7 protein-coding genes and 1 pseudogene are annotated in these 7,981 nt (G+C 69.3%); 4 read left to right on the top strand and 4 right to left on the bottom strand.

All coding sequences use genetic code 11. The features are described 5' to 3' along the window. The first annotated feature begins 95 nt into the window (after window positions 1-95). The gene (gene pepN, locus B2284_RS11290; protein ID WP_286697534.1) at window positions 96-2,879 is read left to right on the top strand and encodes an aminopeptidase N; all 2,784 of its coding nucleotides are present in this window, start codon (window positions 96-98) and stop codon (window positions 2,877-2,879) included. Next, window positions 2,879-3,301 carry a hypothetical protein gene (locus tag B2284_RS11295; protein WP_286697535.1) on the top strand — a complete coding sequence of 141 codons (423 nt, stop codon included), beginning with the start codon at window positions 2,879-2,881 and terminating at the stop codon, window positions 3,299-3,301. Before pepN ends, B2284_RS11295 begins: the two co-directional genes overlap by 1 nt. A gap of 103 nt (window positions 3,302-3,404) precedes the next feature. Here the strand turns inward: B2284_RS11295 and B2284_RS11300 are convergent, their stop codons facing one another. From B2284_RS11300 to B2284_RS11315, 4 genes are all read right to left on the bottom strand, one after another. Beyond that, window positions 3,405-3,857 carry a MaoC family dehydratase gene (locus B2284_RS11300; protein WP_038567023.1) on the bottom strand — a complete coding sequence of 151 codons (453 nt, stop codon included), beginning with the start codon at window positions 3,855-3,857 and terminating at the stop codon, window positions 3,405-3,407. 20 nt (window positions 3,858-3,877) lie between these two features. Further along, window positions 3,878-4,630 (bottom strand): 3-oxoacyl-ACP reductase FabG, encoded by a 753-nt coding sequence (fabG, locus tag B2284_RS11305; protein ID WP_286697536.1) that lies wholly within the window; start codon window positions 4,628-4,630, stop codon window positions 3,878-3,880. A 106-nt stretch (window positions 4,631-4,736) separates the two neighbouring features. After that, window positions 4,737-5,498, bottom strand: a complete 762-nt coding sequence (locus B2284_RS11310) for an SDR family oxidoreductase (protein ID WP_074045783.1) — start codon at window positions 5,496-5,498, stop codon at window positions 4,737-4,739. 54 nt (window positions 5,499-5,552) lie between these two features. Beyond that, window positions 5,553-7,082, bottom strand: a complete 1,530-nt coding sequence (locus tag B2284_RS11315) for an AMP-binding protein (RefSeq protein ID WP_074045782.1) — start codon at window positions 7,080-7,082, stop codon at window positions 5,553-5,555. 303 nt (window positions 7,083-7,385) lie between these two features. Here B2284_RS11315 and B2284_RS14510 point away from each other — a divergent pair. Further along, window positions 7,386-7,514 (top strand): annotated as a pseudogene (locus B2284_RS14510) (isochorismatase family protein); the annotation flags it as partial. A 59-nt stretch (window positions 7,515-7,573) separates the two neighbouring features. Then, on the top strand, window positions 7,574-7,873 hold the full coding sequence (locus tag B2284_RS11320; protein WP_006946100.1) for an isochorismatase family protein: 300 nt from the start codon (window positions 7,574-7,576) through the stop codon (window positions 7,871-7,873). Window positions 7,874-7,981: the final 108 nt, after the last annotated feature.

The following is a 7,981-nucleotide window of genomic DNA, read 5'->3' on the forward strand; positions in this document are numbered from 1 at the left end:
TCCTGCCGTCGTTGCTGCTGCGCTTCTTCTGAGGCCCGGCGCCGTCGGTAACCGCGTTCCACCTGCGGCACACCCTGGGCTGGCAGGATGGCAGCATGACTCTGACGCGTGACGAAGCGCAAGCACGAGCCGCGATCGTGCATCCGACGGCCTACCGCATCGACCTCGATCTCGACGCGGGGCCCCGCACGTTCGGTTCGACGACGACGCTGACGTTCGACGCGCAGGCCGGAGCGTCGACGTTCGTCGACCTCGACCCCGACGAGCTGCTGTCAGCGTCGCTCAACGGGCGTGACCTCGACGTCACCACGGCCCTCGACGGTCGTCGCCTGCGCCTCGACGATCTCGCCGAGCGCAACGAACTCGTCGTCACCGCGCGCATGACGTACGGGCGCGACGGGCAGGGCCTGCACCGGGCCACCGACCCCGCCGACAGCAACGACTACGTCTACGGCCACCTGTTCATGGACGCGGCATCGCGCGTCTACGCCTGCTTCGACCAGCCCGACCTCAAGGCGCCGTACGACGTCAACGTGCGCGCCCCGCAGGGGTGGACGGTCGTCGCCAACGGCGCCATGCGCGAGGTCGAGCCGCAGCTGTGGCGCGCTGCGACGACGAAACCGCTCGCGACGTATTTCGTCACCGTCTGCGCCGGCCCCTTCGCCACCGTCACGGCTGAGCACGACGGCATTCCCCTCGCGCTGCACGCGCGCGCCTCGTTGCGCGACCGGCTCGAGGCGCAGGCCGACGAGATGCTCACCGTGACGCGCGAGTCGTTCGACTACTACCACCAGCTGTTCGGCATCCGATACCCGTTCGGCGAGTACCACCAGGTGTTCGTTCCCGAGTTCAACGCGGGCGCGATGGAGAACCCGGGGTGCGTGACGTTCCGCGACCAGCTCGTCTTCACCGGCGCCGCGAGCCGCACCGAGCACCTGTCGCGCGCCAACACGATCAGCCACGAGATGGCGCACATGTGGTTCGGCGACCTCGTGACGATGCAGTGGTGGGACGACCTGTGGCTCAACGAGTCGTTCGCCGAGTACATGGCCAATCGCACGCTCGTCGCGGCCACCGAGTTCGACGACGCGTGGGTCGACGTCGCCGCCGGCCGCAAGGCATGGGGTTACGCGGCGGAGCGGTCGCCGTCGACGCACCCCGTCGCGGGCGCGCCCGCGCCCGACACCGACACGGCGCTGCAGAACTTCGACGGCATCTCCTACGCCAAGGGTTCGGCGGTGCTGCGTCAGCTCATCCACCACATCGGTGACGACGCGTTCATCGCGGGCGTGCGCCTTCACCTGCAGCGGCACGCGTTCGCCAACGCGACGCTCGCCGACTTCCTCGCCTCCCTCGAAGAGGCCTCCGGCACCGACCTGACGCGGTGGGCCGCCGCGTGGCTCGAGACGGCCGGCATGGACACCCTCCGCGTCGACGGGTTCGTCGGCGCGGCCCGCGGTGTCGTGACCGAGGGTGCCGATGACGCAGCACTTACCACCCGCTCGCTCGACGACGCCCGCGACCCGGCTGCATCCGCTCCCTTGGATCACGATGCCTCCGCCGCGGCTGACACGACGAGCGCGCCCCACCTCGTCATCGAGGCCAACACGGAGTGGCCCGCCGAGCGCACGCACACCCTCCGCGTGAGCGCCCATTCAGCCGACGGCGCCCTCGTCGCCGTCGACGACCTGACGGGCGCTGCCGGCCGCGTCGACCTGCCCGAGGTGAGCGAGGCGATGGCGCGCGGTGAGCAGGTCGCCGCCATCATCCCGAACGCCGGTGACCTGACGTGGGCGGGCGTCGAGTTCGACGCCGCGACCCTCGCTGCGCTGCCGACCGCACTGCCCGGCATCGCCGACGCAACCACGCGCGGCATGATCTGGACGGCACTCGCCCACGGCCTCGCGACGGCTGTCGTCTCCCCGCAGCAGGGGCTCGCCATCGCCGAGGGCGCACTGCCGGCCGAGACGCAGATGCCGGTGCTCGACGTCGCCGTCGGCGTGGCCCTGGGGCAGGTCGTCGGACGCTTCATGCCGTGGTCCGAGCGTTCGGACGCTGCGGCACGTCTCGCCGCGGTGGGGGAGCAGCTCATGGCTGCGGCATCGGATTCTTCGACGAGCGCCATGTCAGCGGCGTCCTCGACGAGCACTGCCAGCCCGTCGTCGAGCGCTGCCGGCGCATCTTCGCTGAGCCCTGCCGGCGCGCCGTCATCGACTTCGGCCGGTGCGTCCTCGGGCGCACGGGTCGATGCCGTCGACGATCCCCGCCTCCTCGCGGGGGCGCGTCTCGTCGCCTCGACGGGTGACGCCGAGCGTCTGCGTCCCTGGTTCGCGGGGGAGGGCCTGCCGGCGGGGCTCGACGGTGACGCACCGTTCCGGTGGCGCGTGGCGCGTCGCCTCGCACAGCTCGACGCCGTGACGATCGCCGAGCTCGACGCTGCCCTCGCGGCTGACGAGACGATGCCGGGTCAGCTCGGCTATCTCACCGCCCGCGCCTCGTTCCCGACTGCCGAGGCGAAGGAATGGGCCTGGGAGGAGCTGACGGCCGCCCCCACCGCTGACGCTCCCGCGCACAGCAACTACGAGATGAACGCCCTGGCGAGCGGTTTCTGGTCGGCCGACGACGAGGCCACGCTCGCGCCGTACATCGAGCGCTACGTCAGCGACGTCCCTGCGATGCGCGCCTGGGTGGGTGAGGACGCCCTCGCCCGCGTCGCGTCGCTCGCGTTCCCGACCGCGCTCGCGAGCGAGGAACTCGACGTCGAGGCCCGCCGCATGCTCGAGCGCGACCTGCCCGCATCGGTACGCCGTGCCGTCGTCGACCAGCAGGCCCTCGTGCGTGAGGTCCTCGCCTCGCGCGCCGCGTTCGTCGAGGGCTGATGGGGCTGTTCCCAAAGCCCGATCTCGAGACGGGGTTCGTGCCCGATCCGTGTCTCGACCCGTTTCGCGATCGCGCGGCGCGTGCCACGTTGCCCGATGGTCGCTCAGGAGTTCTGTACGTCGAATCGGATCGCCTCGCCACGCTCGAAAGTGGTCATCTGTGGTGGAGACGCTGGTCGGCACCCTACGAGATCGCGATTCTGTGGCTCGACCTGCCGGACGGAGTGTGCACAGACATCTGGCTGAGTGACGACGCGGCGATCGAGGCCGAGACCGAACAGTGGGCTCGACGAAAGTGGACAGGGATCAGGCAAGGCGGTCGCCCCGCCCCGATCTATGCGCTCGAGTGGCTGGGGGACGAGGAGTCCCGCAGGATCGGCGCCGAGTTCATCGACCCCGAGGCCGAGGAATCGCAGGCGTGACGCACGATGGCGGGTAACTCACAGGTTGGGTCGCAACTGCGCTCCACCTCGTGAGTTACCCGCCATCGTGCGCGCCCGAACACGAGCGCAGCGGCGCCGATCGTCAGGGCACGATGACGCTCAGCGTCTGCGCGACGCACGCGGGTCGCTCCTGACCCTCGATCTCGACGGTCAGCGTCATGGCGACCTGGGCGCCCTTGGGGCTCTCGTCGACGCTGTCGAGCACGATGCTGCCGCGCACCCGCGACCCCACGGGCACGGGCTGCGTGAAGCGCACCTTGTTCGAGCCGTAGTTGACGGCCATCGTGATGCCTTCGATCGTCCAGATCTCCGACGACAGCATCGGCGCGAGCGACAACGTCAGGTAGCCGTGCGCGATGGTCGTGCCGAACGGGCCGCTCTTGGCGCGTTCGGGGTCGACGTGGATCCACTGGTGGTCGCCGGTGGCGTCCGCGAACTGGTCGACCATCTTCTGCGTGATCTCGTGCCACTCGCTCGTGCCGAGATGCTCGCCGACAGCCGTCTTGAGTTCGTCGAGTCCGTTGAACGTTCGCATGGTGTTCTCCTCGTCCCGGTTCAGCAGAGCGGTCCGCCGGCGACGTACAGCACCTGCCCGGAGACATACCCGGAGCGCTCGTCGCAGAAGAACGACGCCGCGTTGGCGATGTCGTCGGGCTGGCCGGCCTTCTTGACGGCCGTCATCTCGGCGGCGCCCTTGATGAAGTCCTCGAACGGCACGCCGACGCGCTCGGCCGTCGCCGCCGTCATGTCCGTCTCGATGAAGCCCGGGGCGATGGCATTCGCCGTCACGCCGAACTTACCTAGCTCGATGGCGAGCGTCTTCGTGAAGCCCTGCAGCCCCGCCTTCGCGGCCGAGTAGTTCGCCTGGCCGCGGTTGCCGAGCGCGGAGCTCGACGACAGGTTGACGATGCGGCCGAAGCCCTCCTTCGTCATGTGCGCCTGGCACTCGCGCGACATGAGGAACGAGCCGCGCAGGTGCACGTTCATCACCATGTCCCAGTCGTCGGCCGACATCTTGAACAGCAGGTTGTCGCGCAGGATGCCGGCGTTGTTGACGAGGACGGTCGGCGCGCCGAGCTCGTCGGCAACGCGGGCGACGGCGCCCTTGACGCTCTCCTCGTCGGCGACGTCGCAGCCGACGGCCAGGGCGTCACCGCCGGCTGCCTTGATGGCCTCGACCGTTGCCGCGCAAGCGGATTCGTCGAGGTCGAGGACGGCGACCTTCATGCCATCCGCGGCGAGGCGCTTGGCGACGGCGGCGCCGATGCCGCGCGCGGCTCCGGTGACGATGGCGGTTCGCTGGGTCATGGGGAAGTCCTTTCGTGGAGCGGGGGGTCGTTCAGGTTTCGTGGCTCATCTACTCGCGTGCACGTGCACGCAAACAGCGACGGCCAGCAGTAGCCGGCAGCAGGTCTCAGACGAGCCCGCCGGTGACGGTGATGCCGCCGTCGACGACGAGCGTCTGGCCCGTCATCCACGCGGCGTCGTCGGAGGCGAGGAACGCGACGGGCCCCGCGATGTCCTCCGGCGCGCCGAGGCGCTTGAGCGGGTAGGGCTTGACGACGGATTCCTCGCGTCCCTCGTACAGGGCCTTCGCGAAGTCGGTCTTGACGACGGCGGGGGCGACGGCGTTGACGCGCACCTTCGGGCCGAGTTCGGCGGCGAGCTCCTCCGTCATGTGGATGACGCCGGCCTTCGTCACGCCGTAGAACGCGATGCCGGGTGCGGCGCGCAGCCCGGCGATGCTCGCGAGGTTGACGACCGAGCCGCCGTTGTCCTTCATCCACGCGTTCCAGACGGCGCGCGTCCACGACAGCGTCGCGAGCAGGTTGACGTCGGCGATCTTGCGCGCCGCGTCGTCGTCGAGGTCCATGAGGCCGCCGTAGACGGGGTTGATGCCCGTGTTGTTGACGAGCACGTCGATGCGGCCCCAGCGCTCCATCGCGGTGCGCACGACCTCGTCCTGGTGCGCCTTGTCCTGCGCTTTGCCGGCGACGGCGATGGCCGCGTCGCCGAGCTGCGCGACGGCGGCGTCGAGCGTTTCCTGGCCGCGCGCGGTGATGATGACGTTCGCGCCCTCGTCGACGAAGCGCTGGGCGATGGCGAGGCCGATCCCGCGGCTCGCGCCGGTGACGATCGCGACCTTGCCAGTGAAGCGGCTGGCCTGTGCAGTCATGAAGCATTCCTCTCGAAAGACGCACGCAACGCTATTGAGCGTTGCTCAACAACACTATGCCCCTTCGGCGTACCTCGTGCGAAGTTCGCGCTTGAGCACCTTCATGCTCGGCCCGAGCGGCAGCGCCTCGACGATGTCGACGCGGCGCGGGTACTTGTGCGATCCGAGCTGCTCCCGGCTCCAGGCGACGAGCGTCTCCGCGTCGAGCGCAGTGTCGTCGGACGGCACGACGACGGCCATGATCTCCTCGCCGTACTGCTCGTCGGGCACGCCGATCACGGCGACCTGCGCGACGCCGTCATAGCGCATCAGCGTCTCCTCGACCTCGCGCGGGTAGACGTTGTACCCGCCGCGGATGACGAGATCCTTCGTCCGGTCGACGATGCGCACCCGCCCCGTCTCGTCCTGGATGCCGATGTCGCCGGTGCGGAACCACCCGTCCTGCAGGGCTTCGGCGCTCGCGGCCGGGTTGTTCCAGTAGCCGGCGAAGATGGCGTGGCCGCGGCAGACGACCTCGCCGCGCTCGCCCGGCGGCAGCAGCTCGACGCGTTCGGGCACCGTCAGGTCAGCGATGCCCATGTCGATGCCCCACAGTGCGTGTCCGACGGTGCCCGGTTCGACGCCGAGCGCCTCCTGGTTCGACGTGATCGACGGCGAGGTCTCGCTGAGGCCGTAGCCCTCGTGGATCTTCGTCGAGAACACCCTCTCGAACTTCTCGAGCACGGCTACGGGCAGCGACGCGCCGCCGCTGATGGCGTCAGCGAGCTGCGGGACGGGGATCTCGGGGTGCTCGCCGACCGCCTTGAGTAGCTGGATGTACATCGTCGGCACGGCGCAGATCATCGTCACGCCCTCGGCGTTCATGAGGCGCAGCGCCTCCGTCGCGTCGAAACGCGGCTGCAGGACGACGGTGACGCCACGCCGGAACGCCGCGTTGAGCGAGACGGACTGACCGAAGATGTGGAACAACGGCAGGCACCCCAGGACGACGGCGCCCGCCGCGACGCCGTTGCCGTCGAACGCGCTGACCGTGCAATTCATCACCAAGTTGAGATGGGTGAGGATCGCGCCCTTGGGCTTGCCCGTCGTGCCGCTCGTGAAGAAGATGACGGCGGGGTCGAGCGGCTCGCGTGCCACGAAGTTGCTGATGGGTTCGGCGCCGGCCGCGTACGTGGTGATGTCGACCGCGGGGACACCGGTGATCTCCGACGCCTTCGTCGCCGTCGCCGCGACAGCCGGGTGGTGGAGCAGGCGGCTCACCTCGGCTGTCTCGAGGAGGTAGGCGGCCTCGCGCCCTTGCAGCAGCGTCGGCACGGGGACGACGACGCCACCCGCCGCGAGGATGCCGTAGTAGCTCGTGACGAACTCGACGACGTTGGGCGCCAGCAGCGCGACGCGGTCGCCGGGCGTGACGCCGTCCGCGATGAGTTGCGCGGCGACCGTGCGCGCCTGGCGCCAGACCTCCGCGTACGTGAGTCGACGCTCGCCCTCGATCAGGGCAAGAGCGTCAGGGGTGCGGCGCGCCGGTTCGGCGAGCACGCTGGCGAGGGAGAGCGTGGTGGAGACGACGGGCAGCTCGGACATGTGCACTCCAGACGTTGACTGTGCTGTGCATCACATCACACCACACCGACAACGCTCCGGGGGCATCTTGTTGAGCATTGCTCAACAACTGGATGGCATTGTCCTGCGCACTGCCCGTCAGGCCTGATGACTTCCCCACATGGCGCCGCCTGACATGAAGTGGGACGTCCGCGGGCCGCCGCGTCTCCGCCTGGCGTCGTTCTGCATCGAGTGGGACGTCCGGGCAGCGTTGTCACCGGGGCCACCTACGCTGACTGCATGAGCGAAACAGCACTTCTCGTCGTCGATGTGCAGAACGATGTCATGGCCGAATCCGTCAACAGCGACGACGTCGTCGCGAAGATCTCATCGCTCGTCGATCGGGCGCGTGAGCAGGGTGTGCCCGTCATCTGGGTGCAGCACTCCGACCCGGGGATGCCGCGTGACAGCGACGCATGGCAGGTCGTCCCGCAGCTTGTTCCGGCACCTGGCGAACTGGTCGTCCACAAGACGTGGGTGATGCGTTCGTCGAGACCGACCTCGCCGAACGTCTGCAGGAGCGCGACGTCAAACGCATCGTCCTCTGCGGCGCCCAGACCGACGCCTGCATCCGCTCGACGTTCTACGGCGGCATCCACCGCGGCTACGACATGACGCTCGTCGAAGACGCGCACACGACCGCCGACATGCGCGAAAATGGCCTGCCCTACGGCCCGGACGAAGCCATCCGCGTCCTCAACGCCCAAGCGTCCTGGACGAAGCAGCCTGACGCGGTGGGCTCGACGACGACAGCCGCCGACGCGTTCGCCTGACGGGTGGCAGCCGCTCCCACGAGGGTTGTGGAGGTTCGTGCTCTGGGTAGCACGAACCTCCACAACCCTTCGCCGGACGCTCACCTACGGTCGAGGGCCATGGCGATC

Origin of the sequence: Dermacoccus sp. UBA1591 (genome assembly GCF_002322065.1) — a bacterium.
Classification (GTDB): domain Bacteria; phylum Actinomycetota; class Actinomycetes; order Actinomycetales; family Dermatophilaceae; genus Dermacoccus; species Dermacoccus nishinomiyaensis.

Excerpts from the sequence above, each read along its gene's own strand:
- B2284_RS11295 (WP_286697535.1), top strand. The coding sequence starts at position 2,879 with ATGGGGCTGTTCCCAAAGCCCGATCTCGAGACGGGGTTCGTGCCCGAT.
- B2284_RS11310 (WP_074045783.1), bottom strand. The coding sequence starts at position 5,498 with ATGACTGCACAGGCCAGCCGCTTCACTGGCAAGGTCGCGATCGTCACC.
- pepN (WP_286697534.1), top strand. The coding sequence starts at position 96 with ATGACTCTGACGCGTGACGAAGCGCAAGCACGAGCCGCGATCGTGCAT.
- B2284_RS11315 (WP_074045782.1), bottom strand. The coding sequence starts at position 7,082 with ATGTCCGAGCTGCCCGTCGTCTCCACCACGCTCTCCCTCGCCAGCGTG.
- fabG (WP_286697536.1), bottom strand. The coding sequence starts at position 4,630 with ATGACCCAGCGAACCGCCATCGTCACCGGAGCCGCGCGCGGCATCGGC.
- B2284_RS11300 (WP_038567023.1), bottom strand. The coding sequence starts at position 3,857 with ATGCGAACGTTCAACGGACTCGACGAACTCAAGACGGCTGTCGGCGAG.